Origin of the sequence: Vreelandella rituensis (assembly GCF_003336665.1) — a bacterium.
Lineage (GTDB): Bacteria > Pseudomonadota > Gammaproteobacteria > Pseudomonadales > Halomonadaceae > Vreelandella > Vreelandella rituensis.
This window is the reverse complement of the sequence record NZ_QPIJ01000046.1, coordinates 15,735-34,928: the sequence shown is the minus strand read 5'-3', so window position 1 is coordinate 34,928 and position 19,194 is coordinate 15,735. Positions and strand designations below refer to the sequence as shown.

The following is a 19,194-nucleotide window of genomic DNA, read 5'->3' as shown; positions in this document are numbered from 1 at the left end:
GTCGCTTGCCTTGATTTTCGGTGACATTGTCACCCTCATCGGCAAGCGCCCACATGAATTACCTGATCAATTGTTAAAGAGCTGTCGCGAGACCGTAACCGTTTGGCCTCAGCGAGGAAGCATATTCTACGCCTTCCTGGGTGGTTGTCAATGGGCAATTTCGATGCCGTCTGGCCTGACCTCGAAACCGCTAACAAACCGAGGTTTTTCAACCTCATTCACCGCTGGAAACGCCTGGCGTTCCCGGCAGCGGATGCGTACTCTACCGCCTGACCGGGACACTGGCAAGTCCCTGGTGTAAAAAAACTCCAAAGCTATCGTCTTTGGTCTTTAAGCGGGCGACTGACACGGTCCAGCAACGACAGAATCGAGCGATAAGGGATGCCGCCATGCTGGCTCAAGCCGATCTCACAGGTGCGTGAGTTGGAGTAGCCAGCACTGCACCCTGCCACTTGTTCTGCCAACCCATCCAGCGCTACCGCGTTGAGCTCCGGCGTATTGAAGCCTTTGTCACCGGCAAACCCGCAGCAGTGGATGTCGACCGGCACCACCACGTCATTGGAACAAGCCTGCGCCAGCGCCACGCAACTATCGCTCAATCCCATCCGGGTACTGGAGCAAGTTACATGCACGGCGATGCGCTCATCAAGCGGGGTAACAGAAAGTCGTGGCAGCAACTGCTCCTGAGCAAAGCTTACCGGCTCTTGCATGGAAAGCCGCTCATCCAGGTGCTCTTGCATCTGCAAGGTACAGGGACTGGTATCGCAGAGAATCGGGTAGCGTCCGTTCTGGCTGGCTCGCAATAGCTCACCATTCAGCTCTTCAGCCTTGCGAACCGCCTCATCAAACAATCCTTTTGATTGGAATGCCATGCCGCAGCAGAGCTGAGAAACTTGTTGGGGCAAGATGACATCGAAGCCTGCTTTATCGAGCAGCTGCAAGGTAATCTCCATTACCGAGCGTGTTTCAGTATCGTCATGCGAGGCTCCGAAAACCCTGGTGGCACAGGAAGGTAGATAGACGACCTTTTCCCGGGAGTCATCACCAGGCGTGTCGCATTTCAGCACCCGCACCGGCGCCGCCTTAGGCAAGGCCGGACTCCACTGTGGCACTCGATTGCCACTGATACGGCGCGCCCCATGACTGACCTTGCCTAGCAGATCTGGCCCCAGCGTAGCGCGTGCAATTCCCGCCATACTCAAGGCAGCTCGCCCGGCGCTGGTAACTCCGGAGAAATGCCGCCCTACCAGATTGGCCGTGCCCGCCTTGCTCTGGTTGTTGTCGTGACGCAGTTTGCGTACCAGATCCCCCGTATTGATACCCACCGGACACTGCATGGCACACAGGCCGGTCGCGGCGCAGGTGTCGATGCCTTGATATGCATAGGCTTGCCAAAGTTCCTGGGCACGCGCTTTACCCTGATCACTGGCGCTATCACCCAGCGCTTCAAGCCTTGCCAGCTCGCGGCGAAGCACGATGCGCTGGCGTGGTGTAAGCGTCAGGTCTTTTGATGGGCAGACCACCTCGCAGAAACCGCACTCGATGCACTTGTCGATCAGTGGGTCGGCTGCCGGCAACGGCTTGAGATTTTCCAGGTGCAGTGTCGGATTGCGACTCAGAATCACGTCAGGATTGAGCAGATTATCCGGGTCGAACAAGGCCTTGAGCTCCCACATCAGGGCATAGGCGTCGCTACCCCACTCCAGCTCGACATAGGGCGCCATGTTGCGCCCGGTGCCATGCTCCGCCTTGAGCGAGCCGCCATACTCGACCCCTACCAGCTGGGCGACTTCATCCATCAATGCCTGATAACGCGCCACCTCGCCGGGTTTTTCGAAGCCCTGGGGGAAAACAAAATGCAGGTTACCCTCCAGCGCATGCCCGAACAGAATCGCCTCCTCATAGCCATGCCGGCGGAACACCTCAGTCAGCGCAAGCACACCCTCGTCGAGGCGTTCGATAGGAAAGGCAACATCCTCGATGATCACCGTGGTGCCGGTTTCGCGTACCGCGCCCACCGCGGGAAACAGCCCTTTGCGAATCTTCCAGTAGAGCGCATAGGTGGAAGCATCGCGGGTAAAGGCAACCGGTTCGAGTGTCTGAATCTCGGCGAGAACCTTTTGCACCTGCTCAAGGCGCGACTCGAGCTCGGTGTCGTCATTACCGCGCACATCCACCAGCAGCGCTGCGGCACCCTCCGGAAGCTCCTTGAGCACTGACGGCATCCCGGCTTGATCCTGTACCGAGCGCAGGGCGGCACGATCCATCAATTCCACGGCGGATACCGGCGCCTGCTTGAGCGCAATCGTCGCTCGACAGGTGGTGGCCATGTCCGGGAAGAAGGCCAGGGCCGCCGCTTTCTCGGGTTCGTCTATCACGCTCTCATAGGTGATGGCACTGATGAAGCCCAAGGTGCCCTCGGAGCCGATCATGAGATGCTTGAGGATCTCGATTCCATCTTCGAAATCCACCAGGCTATTGAGCGCATAACCGGTGGTGTTCTTGAGCCGGTACTTGTGGCGAATCTTCTCGGCCAGCGCCTCGTTGGCCCGAGTTTCGCTTCCAAGACGCTCAAGTCCCGACACCAGCGCAGCATGAGATTTGCGAAAAGCACTGACACTGTGTGGCTCGGCGGTATCCAGCAAGGCACCATCCGCAAGAATGACGCGGATATCGCGCACCGTTCGATAGCTGTTCTGGGCGGTACCGCAACACATGCCCGAGGCATTGTTGGCGGCGATTCCCCCGATCATGCAACTGTTGATCGAGGCCGGGTCAGGACCGATCTTGCGCTGGTAAGGCGCCAGCAACTGGTTGGCCCGGGCACCGATCACGCCAGGCTGCAAGCGAATCGCCCGGCCTTCGTCGAGAATCTTGTGGCCTCGCCAGCCTTGCCCGAGCTGGATCAATACCGAATCGGTCACCGCCTGGCCTGAAAGCGAGGTACCTGCCGCTCGAAACGTCACCGGCAAGTGCCGGACGCGGCATTCGGTCAGCACCCGCTGAAGCTCTTCTTCGGTTTCGGGGCGCACCACCAACTGGGGAATCAGTCGGTAGAAACTGGCATCAGTGCCATAAGCCAGGGTGCGCAGCGGGTCATCGATCAGACGCTCTGCGGGTATCGTTTCTAGCAGAACCGCCTTGAGCTCTTGCCAGGCATGGGGGGCCGAGGGGGTCATGCACTTGCCACCTGCGCGGCGGCATAGCGTAGCAACACTACCAATTCACGCGGACCATGCACGCCATAGGCAAGCGTCTGTTCGATATCCGCGGTCTTGCTGGGCCCGGAAATCAGCAGGGCGTTGGTCGGCATGCCCTGCGCCCAGCCATGCGCCTCGATCATGTCAAAGAAGGTGTCCTCGACACTCTCAGCATCCAGCACGGCAATATGAATCGGCGGCACCAGGCTGATCAGGCGCGGCTCGTCCGGCGTGGGCCACAGCCACAGGCTGCCGGTCTCGGCGATGCCGCCACCGGTCGAGGTCATGCCGGCATCGACACGCTCGAACTGTTCCCGCTGCCACGTCTCGATATCGCGATCCACATCGACAAGCTCGACATCGGATGCCTTCAAGGCCTCGCGCGCCTCGGCCGCGACGGGATGCTCGCGACCCAATGCCAGGCGCTTGATCGACTTGGCGGCCAGCACTTCGGCTAACCGGCGAGTCCAGTCGTCTGAGGTGGTGTGGATCACTTCGCCGTGCACCGAGGTGATCAAGCGTTCAAAGTGCTCAAGGCGCTCCGCTCGGCTCCAGCCACGATTGGTCACCACGGAAAAATCACAGGCCGGGGGCGTCAGAGGGCCGTCGGTGCGCTCGCGTAGGCGCTTGAAAATCGCATCACGGGCGCTCATGCGTCGCTCCTTTGTTTACGATGACGTTTGATCAACGCATGCAGCGTGGTCTTGGCGGGCTTGGGCGCCGTGCGATGGTCCGTCCAGGGCCCCAGATTCGATGGCATCAGCATGTTCAGCTTACCGGCCATGGCGGTACCTCTACGCCAAGCGCCCGGATGAGTCGCCAGCCACTGAAAGCTTTTCCAGGCCGCGACTTCCTTCTTGTTACGCTTGACCCCGGCGCCGGGGACATTGCCACGCCCTTCGCCCACGGCCTCACGACGCAGCCTTACCAGCAAATCGGGGATCGGAATCTTTACCGGACATACCTCCCCACAGGCACCACACAGGCTCGAGGCGCTGGGCAGGTCCTTGGTATCTTCCAGCCCCAGCATATGAGGCATCAAGATACTGCCGATAGGCCCGGGATAAGTGGTGCCATAGGTATGGCCACCGACCCGCGTATACACCGGGCAGTGATTCATGCAGGCCCCGCAACGGATGCAGCGCAGGGTGTCGAGCAGTTCATCATCCTGGTAGATTCTGGAGCGGCCGTTGTCGACCAGTACCAGATGCACGGCTTCGGGCCCGTCGTGTTCCTGCTCCTTGCGCGGCCCAGAAATCATGTTGAAGTAAGTGGTCACATGCTGGCCGGTCGCCGAGCGCGAAAGCAGTGCATATAAAGGCGGAACGTCGCGCAGGTGCTCCACCACTTTCTCGATACCCGTCACGGCGATATGCATCGGCGGTACCGTGGTGGTCATGCGCCCGTTGCCTTCGTTTTCCACCAGACAGAGGGTGCCAGTCTCGGCGACCGCGAAGTTGACCCCGGAAATTCCCACATCGGCGGCCATGAAGCGTTCGCGCAGCTGGGAACGGGCGGCGGCGGTCATATAGTCGACATCGCGGGTACGCTCGGTCCCCGTCTTGTGGTGCATGATGTCGGAAATCTCATCGGTATTGAGGTGAATCGCCGGCATGATGATGTGCGAGGGGGTCTGCTGATTGAGCTGCACCAGGTACTCGCCGAGATCGGATTCCAGCGCCTCGATGCCCGCCGCTTCAAGATGCTCATTGAGATGCATCTCCTCGGAAACCATCGACTTGCCCTTGATGACCGCCTTGGCGCCCCGTGCCTCGCACAGCTCGCGAATGATCCGACAGGCCTCCTCTCCGTCTTCAGCCCAATGCACATGGATGCCATTGGCCTCGCAGTTGGCTTCCAACTGTTCGAGAAGCTCGGGTAATTTGGCCAGTGCTCGCATACGGATATTGGCACCGAGTTCACGCAGGGTTTCCAGGTCCCAGTCGCCAAAGCTATCGCGCCGTTTGGTCATCAGGCCATCCATCGCCTTGCGGAAGTTGGCGCGAATCTGCGGGTTGCCCAGGGCATCGTGGGCCTGGCGATGAAAGTCGCGAGGAGTAAACGTCTGAACCGCGTCGTCGTGTATGCTCATGTGCTCCTCCGCCACAGATAACTGGCAATATGCTCACCCGTCACCGCTTTTTGCTGATGCTCGAAACGCCCTCCGATGTTCATTAGACAACCACAATCAGAGGTAACGAAACGCTTTGCGCCGGTCGCTTCGATGGCTTGCGTCTTGTCTTCCACCATGGCCGCCGAAATTTCCGGATGACGCACGGCAAAAGTCCCGCCGAAACCACAACATTCGGCGGCACGCTCCTGCTCCATCAATTCCACCTGGCCGAGCTTGGACAGCAACATCGGGCCGGTTTCCGCCAGGCCCATTTCCCGCCGGGCGCTGCAGGAGGTATGCATGGCAACTTTTTCCGGTTCGCCGCGATCTTCAAGCTTGAGACGACAGACATGCACCAGAAACTCGGTGAGCTCAAACACGCGTCCGGCCACCGCCTTAGCCAGCGCTTCGTCTTCCGTGCCGGCAAAAAGTTGCGGATAATGAGTATGCATCATCCCGCCACAAGACCCCGAAGGCACGATAATCGGCCAGTCCTGCTCGAACAGCCCCAGCTGCGAGCGGGCGACTTCCCGCGCCTCGGTTTGATAGCCCGAGGTATACGCCGGTTGCCCGCAGCAGGTTTGATCATCGGGAAAGATGACTTCAATGCCCTCGCGCTCGAGCAAACGAATAGCGTCCATGCCGGCCTGAGGGAAAAAAATGTCGACCAGGCAGGTGCCATAAAAATACACCTTGTCCGGTTTGGGGGGGTATAGCTTGACTGGCGCCATTCGCAGGGCTCCTCAGCGTGCCGACTAGCGGAAATCGATAACATTGGAAAATTGGTAAAACCAATTTACCCGAATAATTTTTCCAACACTAAGGAGATAACCAAACACTGTCAAATGGAAACCCCGGGTCGAACAGCCCTAAGTGCCTAGACTTTAGTCAAAAACCCCGGAATCGTCTTCATGTTTTTTCATCTATTTTTAGCGACGGGCAAGGCATCTTGTCGTCACCTCGGCAAAAAGCTAATATTGGTCTTACCAATCTAAAAGGGTTTTTTACCATGAGTTATCCCCCGCTGCGCCAGCAACGCCTGGCCGATGTGATCACCGAACGGCTGGAAGGCATGCTGCTGGAAGGCAGCCTGAAACCGGGCCAGCGCCTTCCCCCGGAGCGCCAGCTGGCCGAACGTTTCGGTGTCTCACGGCCATCCCTGCGTGAGGCCATCCAAAAGCTTGCCGCACGCGGCTTGTTGACCAGCCGTCAGGGTGGCGGCACCTTCGTCAATGATGAACTCCATAGCGGTTATACCGACCCGCTCCTGGAAATGCTTTCCAGGCACAAGGAATTTCACCTCGACCTGTTGGAATTTCGTGACGCCATGGAAGGAATTTCCGCCTACTATGCCGCCCTGCGCTCCACGCCGGCGGATAAAGCCATATTGATTCAGCGCTTCGAAGAACTCGACAGCGGCTTCGCCGGTGCCGACCCGGCACGCGAGGCCAAGCTTGATGCCGCCTTTCATCTGGCCATCGCCGAAGCGGCTCACAACGTTTTGCTGCTGCATACGATTCGCGGCATCTTCCACCTATTGGAAAAAAGTATCGTCGACAACCTGGCTCACCTGTTTGCCAAACCGGATTCGCGTAGCCTGTTGATGAAGCAGCACCGCGCGCTGCTCGATGCCATTCTCGAGGGCAAGCCGGAAGAAGCCCGGACGCGCGCTCATGAGCATCTGGTTTTCGTCGAGGAAGGCCTGCTCGAAATGGCACGTGCGGAAACCCGCTCACAACGTGCCCTGCGCCGCGCCCAAAGCACCACGATACCGGCATGAAGCGCTAGGCGTTGCAGCCATTCCCCTTAATGGATGAGGTTCTGGACACTTGCCCATGAACACCACTTTGCTGGCCGGGCTTTCGCGTCGCTGGCGGCGCCTTTGGCTGGTCCTGCTTTCCCTGGGCTTGTTGCTATGCATGTGGCAAGCAGCCCAGATAGCCAGGGAACAAGCCCTCGCCACCCTTCAAAGCGACGCCGAGAACGAACTGCGCTTATCGGTGGCCAATCTCAACGGCTACCTGCTGCGCTACGATTACCTGCCCAGCATGCTCGCCACCCGCGAAAATGTGCAGCGCTTTCTCGCCTCACCGGAAAGCCAGGATCCCATGCCGCTCAACATGATGTTGGACCGCTTTCGCTTTACGGCCGGGGTGTCCGATGTCTACCTGCTGGACCGTCATGGCACCACCCTGGCTGCCAGCAACTGGCATCGCGCCAATACGTTCATCGGCCAGAACTACGCTTTTCGCAGCTATTACACCGCTGCCATTGCCGGCGGCCAAGGGCGCTTTTTCGGTTTGGGCGTGCAGTCGCTCGAACGCGGCTATTATTTCTCCGCACCGGTATGGCTCGACGATACCGCGCCCGACGCTCGCCCGGATGGCGTCATCGTGATCAAGGTATTGCTCGATACCGTCGAAGAAAGCTGGGCGAAACAGGAGGCAACGCTGCTGGTCACCGATGCCGATGACATCATTTTCATGGCCAGCCGGGAACAGCTGCGCATGACGGCTCTGCACTCTCTCTCCGAAAGCGAACGTGAAGCGCTACTGGCAACGCGTCGTTATGCCAACGAACCATTGCCTGCGGCGGGCATCAAGCAGCATGACGTTTATGACGACAATAGCCGGATCGTCAGTTTCGCCCACGACGCGATGAAAAATGACCACTATCTAAGGCTTGCCCAACCTATTCCCGAGTTCGGCTGGCAAATGCATATTCTCAAGCCCATGACACCGGTAACCAACGCGCAATGGATAGCCGCCTCGATGGCGGGCGGCCTTTACGGGGTGCTGCTGCTCGGCGGCGGCATTGGCTGGCAACGCCTGCGCCTGCGCCGTGAGCGCGAAGCCTTCGCCGAGCGTGAACGTCGCACCTTGGCGCGTGTCCGTGACGAACTGGAAGTCAGCGTCGAACATCGCACTCGAGACCTGGTGGCCAGCAACAGCAGGCTATCGGCGGAAATCGAGGAACGTCGCCGCGCCGAAGACAACCTGCGCCAAACCCAAGATGAACTGATCCAGGCAGCCAAGCTGGCCGTGCTGGGCCAGCTCGCCGCGGGTATCAACCATGAACTCAACCAGCCGTTGGCGGCCATACGTGCCTATGGCGAGAACGCCCGCAGCTTTCTGGCCCGTGCGCAGTACGCCAATACCGATGCCAACCTGGCGCAGATTATCGAACTGACTCAACGCATGGCCGAGATCAGCGCCCAGCTACGCCAGTTTTCTCGCAAGAGCGGCGAACGCCAGGAAACCATCTCCGTGCAGGCCTGCGTCGATTACGCCTTGAGGCTATTCCAGAGCCGGCTTCGCGAAGGCAACGTGACGGTCGAACAGCACTGGCCCGACGAGACTCTCTGGGTCACCGGTGACCTTATCCGCCTTGAGCAAGTGCTGGTCAATCTGATCAGCAACGCCCTGCATGCCATGAAGGACACCGAAAGCCCTTGTCTACAGCTAAGCGCCCGCCGAATCGGTGACAAGGTCATGATCCGTGTCGCTGATAACGGCCCTGGTATTCCCGAGGCCCACCTGGCGCATATTTTCGAACCCTTTTTCACCACCAAGACCCCGGGTAGTGGTTTAGGGCTGGGCCTTTCGATTTCCTCACGTATCATTGACGACCTGGCCGGTACGTTGCGTGCCGCCAATTGCCTCGAAGGCGGCGCCCAATTCGAGCTGACGCTCGGCCTTGCGGCGTCACCCCATCCTTCTCAGGAGAATATTTCTCATGCATGAGCCGTCGACGTTTCCGGTGATGATCATCGACGACGAGCCCCATTTGCGTATCACCGCCAGTCAGACCCTGGAGCTTGCCGGCTATGCCACCCACTGTTACGAAAGTGCCGAAAGTGCCTTGAGCCAACTGAGCCCCGACTTTCCCGGCGTTGTGGTCAGTGACATTCGCATGCCTGGGATGGATGGCATGGCCTTGCTGCGTGAATTACGCCAACGCGACCCCACCCTGCCGATCATTCTGATTACCGGTCATGGGGATATTTCCACGGCCGTGGAAGCCATGCGCGAAGGTGCCTGGGATTTTCTGGAAAAGCCCTTTGCCGGCGATCAGTTGGTCGAGGTGGTGCGCCGAGGCGTGGAAAAACGTCAGCTGAGCCTGGAGAATCGCCGTCTTAAGGCCGAATTGGAAGTCCAGCAGGCCGCACTAGGTCCACGCCTAGTGGGTAGAACCACGGTGATTTCCCGGCTGGCCGCGATGATTCAACGTATCAGCCAGGTGGAAACCGATGTGTTGCTGTTCGGGGAAACCGGTACCGGCAAGGATCTGGTGGCCCGTGCCATTCACGAGCGCAGTGCCCGCCGCAATAGCCCCTTCATGGCGATCAACTGCGGCGCGGTGCCGGAAAACACCATCGAATCCGAGCTTTTCGGCCATGAAAAAGGCGCCTTTACCGGCGCTGTCGAGCGGCGTATCGGCAAATTCGAGCATGCCGATGGCGGTACGGTATTTCTGGATGAAATCGAGTCCATGCCCTTGGCATTGCAAGTCAAGCTGCTGCGAGTATTGCAGGAACGCTCCGTGGAGCGGCTGGGAGCCAATGAGGTAGTGCCGCTGAATATTCGGGTGATCACCGCCACCAAGGTGGACCTCAAGACGGCAGCCGAAACCGGTCAGTTTCGCGAAGACCTTTACTACCGGCTGAACGTCGTGACCCTGCCCCTTCCCGCCCTGCGCGAACGGCGCGAGGACATTCCTCTTCTTTTTCAACACTTTGCGGTAATTGCCGCCAACCGTAGCGGTCTGGAAGCGCCCACCCTGGATAGCCAGGGGATTGCCGTGCTGCTGGCCCATGACTGGCCAGGCAATGTGCGCGAACTGCGCAACCTCGCCGAGCGTTACGTCCTGCTCGGCGCGGCCTTTGATTATCGTCTGGATGCACTGCTCGAAGGGGCTAGCGCCGACACCTGCGAGCCCGCGCTTCCCCATCAAGTCGAGCTGTTCGAAAAAAGCCTGATCAGTCAGTCATTGGCACGCTATAGAGGGCGTGTGAGCGAAGTGTGCCAACAGCTGGGCATTCCCCGCAAGACGCTTTACGACAAGCTCAAGAAGCACCAACTGAAAGCCGACGATTACCGCCACAAGAACGACCCCTGAACCAGCAGCTCGCCCAGCACCTTCCAGGGTGGCAGCCAAGGCAATAGAACGCCGGTGGCGATCAGCATCAACAGCGAGGACAGCGGCCGACGCGTATCGCATAACTTGAAGGCGGTGCCGGACGAGCGCTTCAAGCGCGCGCCTTCCAGGTCCACGCTGTAAACCTCATCAAGCAGTAGGTGGATCAGAAAGCCCACCCCGATAGCCATGCCATGCGACCATGCCAAGCCAGCCGGCTGCTTCAATAATTGAAAACTCACCGCAGCGGTTATCAGGCTACATAACGCCCCCGCCAGTATCGAGTGCCAGATGCCTCTATGCACGGTGAGCCGAGAAAACAGCACGCTGCCCAGGTAGCGCACGGCAAAGTAGATCCCCCCGCAGGCGACCAGCAACACCCCGGGGGTCAGCCAAGGCTGCAGCAGCAACACTCCCATCACCAGGGCCGGTACGGAAAGCAAGTTGAAAATCAAGCGTATGGAACGCGAACGGTCGGCATCGATATCGGGCAGGATTCCCCCGAAGGTGACCAGTGCCAGCGCCAGCAGCGCCTGAGGCACCTCCCACCACTGGACCTGCCAACCGGCATACGCCAGTAGCGTCCCGCCTACGGCGGCAATGGTGATGTGGGTGCGGAAATTGGCCATGTCGCGGCAGCTCTTAAAAAGCTGGATAAATTAACAGATTACAGGCTACCGCGACACTCTCCCCCGATAAAAACACAAGGGGCGACGTGGGGTCAGTCCATTGGCTCCAGCAAGTATTGATCCTTGAGTTTCACATAGTTACCTGCCGTATAGGGAAAGAAGGCACGTTCCTTATCCTTCAGTGGTCGCATTGCCTTGGCCGGGTTACCGGCATAGACATGACCGCTTTCCAGCTGCTTGCCCGGAGTAACCACCGCCCCTGCCGCAATGATGACCTCATCTTCCACGACGGCACCATCCATGATGATCGCGCCCATTCCCACCAGAATACGATTTCCCAGAGTGCAGCCGTGAAGAATTGCCTTGTGGCCGATAGTCACGTCATCGCCGATGGTCAGCGCGAATCCCGTCGGGTTGAAGTCACTGGCATGAGTAATATGCAACACACTGCCGTCCTGCACACTGGTGCGTGCGCCAATGCGGATACGGTGCATATCGCCGCGAATCACCGTCATCGGCCATACCGAGCAATCATCACCCAACACCACATCACCCAGCACCACACTGGCCGGATCGATATAAACGCGTTCGCCTAACTGGGGTGACCTTCCCTGATAGCTGCGAATAGCCTGATTTTTCATGGTATCTCCCGTGTTCATGGTATCTCCCGTGATTGAAAACCTGCGTCAGGACACTAGAGCAGCGCGCTCAGCAGTACGACCAGGGTGAGTGGTATCGACACCCAGCGCACTACCAGGCGCCACAGCCGGAACATTCGCGCGCTGGCCCCCAGTGCCTCGGCCGCAACAGCCTGGGGCATTACCCAGACAGCGAAGATGGCAATCAGCATGCCACCCAGCGGCAAAAAGATATCCGGCGGAATACTGCTCACCAACTCGAACACATTACGCCCGAACAGCGGGCGAAAGTCGGCCAATACCGAGAATGACATCGCGGCCACCACGCCCACCAGCCATACGCCACTTCCAACCGCCAGCGATGCCAGGCCTCGCTTCCACCCCAACCCTTCCAGTGTAGCCACCATGGGTTCGGCCAGGTTGATCGCCGAGGTCCAGGTGGCCAGCAACAAAAGCAAGAAGAAGGCACTCAGCCACACGGCCCCCCAGGGCAAATGAGAGAACGCGATAGGCAAGGTGACGAACATCAGCCCCGGCCCTTCGGCGGGGTCCATGCCTTGAGCGAACACCACGGAAAAGATCGCGATGCCAGCGATCAGCGCCACACTGATATCTAGCACCGCAATGGTGGCCGCCGCCTTGGGCAGACTCTGTTCCTCAGGCATATAGGCACCGTAAGCCATGAGTGCGCAGGCCCCCACCGCCAGGGTAAAAAACGCATGGCCCATGGCATGCAGCACTACCGACAAGGTCACTGCATCGAACGCCGGTAGAAACAGCCATGCCAGTGCCGGACCGAAGCCCTCGGTGGTCGCGGCATAGCCCGCCAATAGCAGTAACAGGATATACAGCAACGGCATCAATAGATTGTTGAGTCTCTCCAATCCCTTGGCAACACCTGCCGCCACCACGCTCATGGTCATGAACAGAAACAGCGAATGATTGAAAATCAACAACCCAGGGTTGGCCAGAAAGGCATCGAAGCCTGCTCCGATCTCGGCGGGGCTTGCCTGTATAAAATTGCCGTTGACCGAGGCCACCAGAAACTCTATCGACCAACCGGATACCACCGAATAAAACGACAGGATGCAGAACACGGTGAAAGCACCAAACACCCCCAGCCAGCGCCAATGGCGAGAGGCCCCTGCCTGGGTCGCCAAGGCGCCCAGTGCCTGCATCGGCCCCCGGCGCCCGGCTCGACCGACCAGGATTTCGGCCATCATCACCGGCACCCCCAGCAATACCATAAAGGTGGCGTAGATCAGCAAAAAGGCGGCGCCGCCGTTTTCTCCAGCTATATACGGAAAGCGCCAGATGTTACCCAGCCCCACTGCGGCACCAGTGACGGCCAAGATAAAGGCCCGCTTCGAGCTCCAGCGCTCCAGCGTCTCGCTCATCGTTTACTCCTGCCCATTGGCGTTTGGAAGCGCGCAAGACTAGCAGGCCCTTGCACCGCCGCCAAACCTTGCCATTGAAACCTATTGCACTCGCCCGCATTTATGGCCTTAACAGACGCCTTTCGCTTTTTCAGCGACTCCTGACCATCACTATCGAGGTGCGCATGTCCCGCAACCCCTTGCTCGAGACCCATCAATTGCCGCCCTTTGACGAAATTCGCCCCGAACAGGTGATACCGGCGATGGACAGCCTGCTGGCGGACAACCGGACGGCCATTGAAAAGCTCACCGCTCAGGCACAGCACACCAGTCCCACCTGGGAAAGCGTTGCGGCACCGCTGGAAGCGTTGAACGACCATCTCAGCAAAGCCTGGGCACCGGTGTCTCATCTCAACGCCACCATGAATTCTCCTGAATGGCGCGATGCCTACCAGGCATGCCTGAGCAAGCTTTCCGACTACAGTACCTGGGTGAGCCAGCACGAAGGCTTGTTTCATGCCTGGCAGGCGCTCAAGGAAGGTCCCGCCTGGGCCGAGCTGGATGAAGCCCAGCGCCGCACGGTGGACAATACCCTGCGTGACTTCCACCTTGCCGGGGTCGATTTACCCCAAGCCCAGAAAACCCGTTACGGTGAGATCAAGGCACGCCTCTCCGAGCTTTCCCATCAGTACTCCAACAATGTGCTGGACGCCACTCAAGCCTGGCACAAGCAGATTGTCGACGAAGCCGAGCTTGCCGGTCTGCCGCAGAGCGCACTGGACAACCTCAAGGCCAATGCCGAAGCCAAAGAGCTGAAAGGCTATCGGATCACCTTGAACTTCCCCAGTTTCTATCCGGTGATCTGCTACGCCGATAACCGTGAATTGCGCCGCGAGGTGTACACGGCCTTTATCACCCGCGCATCCGACCAGGGGCCGGATGCCGGGCACTTCGATAACGCCCCGCTCATGGAAGAAATCCTGGCGCTGCGCACCGAGCTTGCCGAGCTGCTCGGCTTTGCCAGCTACGCCGACTATTCCCTGACCACCAAGATGGCGGAATCTCCCCGGCAAGTCCTCGACTTTCTGAAGGACTTGGCTCGCCGGGCGGTACCCCAAGCCCAAGAAGAGCTTTCCGAGCTTGCCGACTACGCCAAGCGTGAATTGGGGATTACCCAATTGCAGCCCTGGGATGTGGCCTATGCCAGTGAAAAGCTGCGCGAAGCACGCCACGCCATTTCCGAAGAACAACTGCGCCCTTACTTTCCGGCACCCAAGGTGATAGACGGGCTGTTTCAGGTAGTCGAGCGTCTCTACGGCGTGCGTTTCAAGGAAGATCCAGAGGCGCCGCGTTATCACGACGACGTGCGCTACTACCAGATTACCGAAAACGGCGAGATCATCGCCGGGTTTTACCTCGACCTCTACGCCCGAGAAGGCAAGCGTGGGGGTGCCTGGATGGCCGATTGCCGAGTTCGCCGGAAGAGCAGCGAAGGGCTTCAGTTGCCGGTGGCCTTCTTGACCTGCAACTTCACGCCGCCCGTGGGGGATCGACCTGCACTGTTCACCCACGATGAAGTGACCACCCTGTTTCACGAATTCGGGCACGGCCTGCATCATATGCTGACCCAGCAGCAGATCGCCGACATTTCCGGCATCAATGGCGTGGCATGGGACGCCGTTGAACTGCCCAGCCAATTCATGGAGAATTTTTGCTGGGAACGCGAGGGGCTCGATTTACTCGCCAGCCACGTGGACACCGGCGAGCCGTTGCCCTCCGAGCTTCTCGAACGCCTGCAAGCCGCCAAGAATTTCCAATCCGCCATGGGCATGGTTCGCCAGCTGGAATTTTCGCTGTTCGATCTGCGCTTGCATCATGAACTCAAGGCCCCCACCGCCACGCAGATTCAGGCCTTGCTCGACGAGATCCGTGCGGCGGTCTCGGTGGTACCCAAGACGGACTTCAATCGCTTCCAGAACAGCTTCGGGCATATCTTTGCCGGTGGCTATGCGGCAGGCTATTACAGCTATAAATGGGCGGAAGTGCTGTCGGCGGATGCCTGGAGTGCCTTTGAAGAGGCCGGTATATTCGACCCCGAAACCGGACTGCGCTTTCGCCGTGAAATTCTCGAACCCGGCGGTCTCCGGGATGCCGCGGACCTGTTCCGCGCCTTTCGAGGCCGCGACCCGAGCGTTGAGCCTTTACTGCGTCACTGCGGTATTCGTGCCGCCTGACATTCACTTCGGTTGCACGTCGGCATTGGCTGACGTGCAACTTTCAGGGAGCCTCCGATGGCTGTTATCAAACGTTTTATTGCCGGGGTCATCTGCCCCCGCTGCGCCGAGATGGACCGTATTCGTGCTTGGGAACAAAACGGGATTCGTTATCGCGAGTGCGTGAGCTGTGATTTTTTTGAACAGCTGGCCATTGAAGACGAGGCACTCGGCGAACTGACCACCCGGGTCAACCAGGTACGAGATGAACAGAAGCAGCAGGACGTTCAGCCGGTACGTATTTTGGACCTAGGCAAGACCCACAAGCCGTAAGTAATCTTGCGCTTATCGCCCTTGGTTTATTCACCAGAGTGTCCGAAAAACCGCACACGAGCCAACCAGCAGTGTGCGGATATCCAGCCACTCCCCCTTACTCCCTTTTCGACTTTTGTCGAAGCCTATCGCTTTATCCTTTTGTTTTTAAGGTTTTATTTATTTACTGGTTCGCTAATTGCTCTCAATTAGACTGTCAGTATGGCCGTCTGGTAGCCAAGACGCTTACCTAAGCGGTCATCAATGAATATTCCAATAAACAACGGGAAAATCGCCATGCGCAACATGATGCCCAAGACTTTTACCCTGCTCGCCGGTAGCGCCTTACTGGTAGCCGGTACCGCCGCGCACGCTGAACGTTCGGATTGGCCGGATAACTTCACCGTAGGAACCGCAAGCCAGGGCGGGACCTACTTTGTTTATGGCTCCGGCTGGGCCAACTTCATTGCTGACGAGCTGGGTGTTTCCGGCGGTGGCGAAGTCACCGGTGGCCCGACCCAGAACCTGGCACTGGTTCACGGTGGCGATGTCGCTTTCGGCCTGACCACCATGGGACCCGCCGCGGATGCCGTGAGTGGCAAGAGCCCACTGGCACCGGGCCTAGAAATGGACAACGTCTGTGCCATGTTCCCCATGTATGAGACACCCTTCTCGATTACCGCACTGGAAAGCTCCGGCATTAGCTCAATTTCCGAGATCCCTGATGGCGCACGCATCGGTTTCGGCCCTGCCGCCTCTACTTCCGATACCTATTTCCCCGAGATTCTAGAAACACTGGGTGTAGAGTTCGACCGGCGTAACGGTGGCTGGACGGATCTTGGTGGCCAGTTGCAGGATGGCTTACTCGACGTGATCGCCTTTGCCGCCGGCATCCCGATTCCGGCTGTCAGCCAGCTGGAAGTGCAGACCGATGTCAACATCATCGAGTTCACCGAGGAAGAGCAACAGACCGTTATCGAAAACTTCCCGGTGGCGGAATTCTCCATTCCCGCCAGCACTTACGAAACACTTGAAGAAGACGCCCGTGCAGTTTCCATGTGGAATTTCGCCATTGCCGGCTGTGACCTCCCGGAAGACTTTGTCTATGAAGTGACCAAGGTCACCATGGAAAACAATGACAGCATGCGCTCCGTTCACCGCAGCGCTGCAACTACCATTCCGGAAAACATCAAGTATAACAAAGTGCTGCCTTTCCACCCGGGTGCGGCCCGTTGGTACGAAGAGAACGGCTACGACATCGATCCTGACCTGATCAAGTAAGCCTTTCCTATGTTAGCGGTGCCCCGTGCCGGCCATGCCGCACGGGGCATCTTTCGCTTTTGCCCCTTTTTTTGCTTTTTGCTGTGAGGGTGACCCCATGAGTCACAAACCCGACCAAGATTCTACCGGCTTCAAGGATGACGCCCCGACGCCACCCGACGCTATCGCCTCTGGTGTCGATGAAGATATGGTGGAGACCAACCGCCGCGTCTTTGCCGGCTGGCAGTGGCTTCTGTTTGCAGGGTTGGCGATTGCTTATTCCAGCTTTCACCTGATTTCACTCAACATCTACCCGATGGAAACCTGGTCGTTTCGCATCGTGCACATTGCCGGGGCGTTGATCTTGGGTTATGGGCTGTATGCCGGTGCCCGTTTTGCCGACCAGGAACATCACGCTTCCGCGCCTTGGTTAGGCTGGGTGAGCTATGCGCTGCTGATTCCAGCGATCTATTCGCTGATTCAGGTGTTTTTCATGCAGCAAACCTTGAGCGGCGGTGCCTTGCGTATCGACCCACAGGTGGAAACCTGGCATTTCGGTTTCCCCTTGATAGCCGCCACTGTGGCGGCCATCGGGATTTCCTGGTTTTATCGCCAGGCTCGCCACCGTTTCACCCCCGCCGACCTGGTGTTGATGGTCTGTGCGTTGGCAAGTGCCGGTTATTTGTTGGTGGCTTATAACACCGATATTCGCATGTCGACCGGTACTTCCTTTGCTCCTCCCGGCATTACCTGGGCGGCGATTGCCGGCTCTCTGTTGATTCTTGAACTGACGCGACGCGTTGCGGGACTCGCGCTGGTGGTCATTTCAGCGATCTTTCTGCTTTATGTGTTTGCCGGCCCCTACCTGCCAGGCTTTCTCGGCTATCCCGGCTTGTCGATGAACCGCTTCTTCAGCCAAGTCTATACCGATGCGGGCATCCTCGGCCCGACAACGGCGGTCTCGTCGACGTACATTATTCTGTTCATCATCTTCGCTGCATTTCTGCAAGCGTCCAAAGTAGGCGATTACTTCGTCAACTTTGCCTTCGCCACTGCCGGTCGTGCACGTGGCGGTCCGGCCAAGGTGTCGATCTTTGCCTCCGGCCTGATGGGTATGATCAACGGCACCAGCGCCGGCAACGTGGTATCCACCGGTTCGCTGACCATACCGCTGATGAAAAAAGTGGGTTATCCCGCGCGCAGCGCCGGCGCCATCGAAGCCGCGGCGTCCACCGGTGGGCAGATCATGCCGCCGATCATGGGGGCCGGTGCCTTTATCATGGCGGAAATCACCGGTATTCCCTATACCGAAATTGCCTTGGCGGCAGTGATCCCAGCCATCCTTTATTTTGCCTCGGTCTACTTCATGGTGGACTTCGAAGCTGCGCGTAAAGGCATGCGCGGCATGCGCAAGGATGAGATTCCGCTGTTCTCGAAACTGGTGAAGCAGGTCTACCTGTTTACGCCGATCATCATTCTGATTTTTGCGCTGTTCATGGGTTATTCGGTGATTCGTGCCGGTACCCTGGCCACTGCGTCGGCCGCCGTAGTGAGTTGGTTTTCCCCTAACAAGATGGGCATACGCTCTATTCTCACCGCCTTGCAACTGGCCGGCACCATGGCGATTCAGATCATCGCCGTCTGTGCCTGCGCCGGCTTGATCGTGGGGGTTATCTCCCTGACCGGGGTGGGAGCTCGCTTTTCTTCACTGCTGCTCGGTCTGGCCGGGGTCAGCCAGCTACTGGCGCTGGTGTTCGCCATGTGCATCAGTATCTTGCTGGGCATGGGCATGCCCACCACCGCCGCTTATGCGGTCGCCGCTTCGGTTGTGGCGCCGGGGTTGATCAACATCGGCATTCAGCCGTTGGTGGCGCACTTCTTCGTGTTCTATTTCGCCGTGGTCTCAGCGATTACGCCCCCCGTGGCTCTGGCCTCGTACGCGGCAGCGGGGATATCCGGTGCCAACGCCATGCAGACGTCGGTCACCTCATTCAAGATCGGCTTGGCCGCCTTTATCGTACCGTTCATGTTCTACTACAGTCCGGCCATGCTGATGGAAGGTAGCTGGATGCAGATCCTGCGTGTGGGCGTCACCGCCACCCTGGGTATCGTACTGCTCGCGGGCATGGTACAAGCCTGGTTCTTCGGTCCGGTCAAGATCTGGCAGCGCGTGATCATGCTGATAGGCGCTATCTTCATGATCTATGGGGGCATCTATACCGACATTGCAGGACTGGTGATTGGAGCGGCTCTATTCTTGATGCAGCGTAAGGCGCATGGCAATCATGCGAGTGTGAAGCCCACCGCCTGACGCTTC

Annotated in this window: 15 protein-coding genes; 8 read left to right on the top strand and 7 right to left on the bottom strand. The window is 58.6% G+C overall.

From position 1 onward, the window contains the following. Positions 1-301, top strand: a 301-nt coding sequence (locus tag DU506_RS21985) for a hypothetical protein (RefSeq protein ID WP_220254413.1), incomplete at its 5' end; no start/stop codon positions are given. Between the two features lie 13 nt (positions 302-314). On the opposite strand, the gene DU506_RS16145 is transcribed toward DU506_RS21985, so the two are convergent. The 4 genes from DU506_RS16145 to DU506_RS16130 are packed head-to-tail and all read right to left on the bottom strand — an operon-like array spanning position 315 to position 6,044. Then, on the bottom strand, positions 315-3,179 hold the full coding sequence (locus DU506_RS16145; protein WP_114487924.1) for an FAD-binding and (Fe-S)-binding domain-containing protein: 2,865 nt from the start codon (positions 3,177-3,179) through the stop codon (positions 315-317). Then, positions 3,176-3,853, bottom strand: a complete 678-nt coding sequence (locus tag DU506_RS16140; protein ID WP_114487923.1) for a LutC/YkgG family protein — start codon at positions 3,851-3,853, stop codon at positions 3,176-3,178. The genes DU506_RS16145 and DU506_RS16140 overlap by 4 nt, the downstream gene beginning before the upstream one ends. Then, positions 3,850-5,292: a LutB/LldF family L-lactate oxidation iron-sulfur protein gene (locus DU506_RS16135; RefSeq protein ID WP_114487922.1), complete on the bottom strand. Its 1,443-nt coding sequence runs from the start codon at positions 5,290-5,292 to the stop codon at positions 3,850-3,852. Before DU506_RS16135 ends, DU506_RS16140 begins: the two co-directional genes overlap by 4 nt. Then, entirely contained in the window at positions 5,289-6,044 is a 756-nt protein-coding gene (locus DU506_RS16130; RefSeq protein WP_114487921.1) for a (Fe-S)-binding protein, read from the bottom strand. Before DU506_RS16130 ends, DU506_RS16135 begins: the two co-directional genes overlap by 4 nt. Positions 6,045-6,322: 278 nt before the next feature. Here DU506_RS16130 and DU506_RS16125 point away from each other — a divergent pair, with 278 nt between their 5' ends. Genes DU506_RS16125 through DU506_RS16115 form a run of 3 tightly spaced genes read left to right on the top strand, consistent with a single transcriptional unit; the run spans position 6,323 to position 10,431 of the window. Beyond that, positions 6,323-7,093 carry a GntR family transcriptional regulator gene (locus DU506_RS16125; protein ID WP_114487920.1) on the top strand — a complete coding sequence of 257 codons (771 nt, stop codon included), beginning with the start codon at positions 6,323-6,325 and terminating at the stop codon, positions 7,091-7,093. 55 nt (positions 7,094-7,148) lie between these two features. After that, a complete protein-coding gene (locus DU506_RS16120; protein WP_114487919.1) occupies positions 7,149-9,056 on the top strand; it encodes a sensor histidine kinase in 1,908 nt (635 codons plus the stop codon). Continuing rightward, positions 9,049-10,431 carry a sigma-54-dependent transcriptional regulator gene (locus DU506_RS16115; RefSeq protein WP_114487918.1) on the top strand — a complete coding sequence of 461 codons (1,383 nt, stop codon included), beginning with the start codon at positions 9,049-9,051 and terminating at the stop codon, positions 10,429-10,431. Before DU506_RS16120 ends, DU506_RS16115 begins: the two co-directional genes overlap by 8 nt. Here the strand turns inward: DU506_RS16115 and DU506_RS16110 are convergent. The 3 genes from DU506_RS16110 to DU506_RS16100 all read right to left on the bottom strand — a co-directional run bounded on the left by DU506_RS16110 (position 10,407) and on the right by DU506_RS16100 (position 13,113). Further along, positions 10,407-11,078 carry a metal-dependent hydrolase gene (locus tag DU506_RS16110; RefSeq protein ID WP_114487917.1) on the bottom strand — a complete coding sequence of 224 codons (672 nt, stop codon included), beginning with the start codon at positions 11,076-11,078 and terminating at the stop codon, positions 10,407-10,409. The two genes, DU506_RS16115 and DU506_RS16110, sit on opposite strands and share 25 nt — an antisense overlap. 92 nt (positions 11,079-11,170) lie before the next feature. Next, positions 11,171-11,719: a gamma carbonic anhydrase family protein gene (locus tag DU506_RS16105; RefSeq protein ID WP_114487925.1), complete on the bottom strand. Its 549-nt coding sequence runs from the start codon at positions 11,717-11,719 to the stop codon at positions 11,171-11,173. A 53-nt stretch (positions 11,720-11,772) separates the two neighbouring features. Further along, entirely contained in the window at positions 11,773-13,113 is a 1,341-nt protein-coding gene (locus DU506_RS16100) for a sodium-dependent transporter (RefSeq protein ID WP_114487916.1), read from the bottom strand. Between the two features lie 164 nt (positions 13,114-13,277). Between DU506_RS16100 and prlC the strand changes: the two genes are divergently transcribed. The 4 genes from prlC to DU506_RS16075 all read left to right on the top strand — a co-directional run bounded on the left by prlC (position 13,278) and on the right by DU506_RS16075 (position 19,188). Next, on the top strand, positions 13,278-15,326 hold the full coding sequence (gene prlC, locus DU506_RS16090) for an oligopeptidase A (protein WP_114487914.1): 2,049 nt from the start codon (positions 13,278-13,280) through the stop codon (positions 15,324-15,326). Positions 15,327-15,383: 57 nt separating this feature from the next. Continuing rightward, on the top strand, positions 15,384-15,638 hold the full coding sequence (locus DU506_RS16085; protein WP_114487913.1) for a YheV family putative zinc ribbon protein: 255 nt from the start codon (positions 15,384-15,386) through the stop codon (positions 15,636-15,638). Positions 15,639-15,914: 276 nt separating this feature from the next. Then, positions 15,915-16,898, top strand: coding sequence for a TAXI family TRAP transporter solute-binding subunit (locus DU506_RS16080; protein WP_114487912.1), 984 nt, complete (start codon positions 15,915-15,917; stop codon positions 16,896-16,898). 97 nt (positions 16,899-16,995) lie between these two features. After that, a complete protein-coding gene (locus tag DU506_RS16075; RefSeq protein WP_114487911.1) occupies positions 16,996-19,188 on the top strand; it encodes a TRAP transporter permease in 2,193 nt (730 codons plus the stop codon). Positions 19,189-19,194: the final 6 nt, after the last annotated feature.